The sequence below is a fragment of the Pseudomonas sp. KB_12 genome (genome assembly GCF_052114545.1).
GTDB classification, from domain to species: domain Bacteria; phylum Pseudomonadota; class Gammaproteobacteria; order Pseudomonadales; family Pseudomonadaceae; genus Aquipseudomonas; species Aquipseudomonas brassicacearum.
In genome coordinates, this window is sequence record NZ_JBFREY010000104.1 from 1 (window position 1) to 474 (window position 474).

1 protein-coding gene is annotated in these 474 nt (G+C 62.2%); it reads left to right on the plus strand.

Going from position 1 to position 474, the window contains the following annotated elements:
* The coding region (locus AB4Z20_RS28060) for an immunoglobulin-like domain-containing protein (RefSeq protein WP_442091242.1) at positions 1-474 on the plus strand (474 nt) is incomplete at both ends.

Sequence of the window (474 nt, forward strand, 5' to 3'; positions counted from 1 at the left end):
CGCAACATTGACCAACGCCGCCGGCTCGCCAGTGACCGTCACCTTGAGCAACGGCGCGGTGATCAACATCGCTGCTGGCGCCACTACCGGCACCGTGACTGTCGACGCACCAAAAGACGACGTCTACAAAGATGCCGGCAAAGTTGAAGTCAGCATCGACAACACCACTGGCGGTAATTTCGAGAACCTGGTTCCGAGCACYACGCCGGCGGTGACTGATGTCACTGACACCATCGACACCAGCACCGTTTCGCTCACCGCGACTTCGACGGTGGCCGAAGGTGGGACTGTCGTTTACACCGCCTCGGTCAACGCACCGGTCACCGAGGCCCCGCTCGTCGTGACGTTGAGCAACGGCCAGACCATCACCATCCCAGTCGGCGCCAGCTCCGCTTCGGTAAACTTCGTTACGCCAAACGATGCCCTCGCGGGCGGCGACAACCTGAGCGTGAAGATCGACGACGCCCAGGGCGG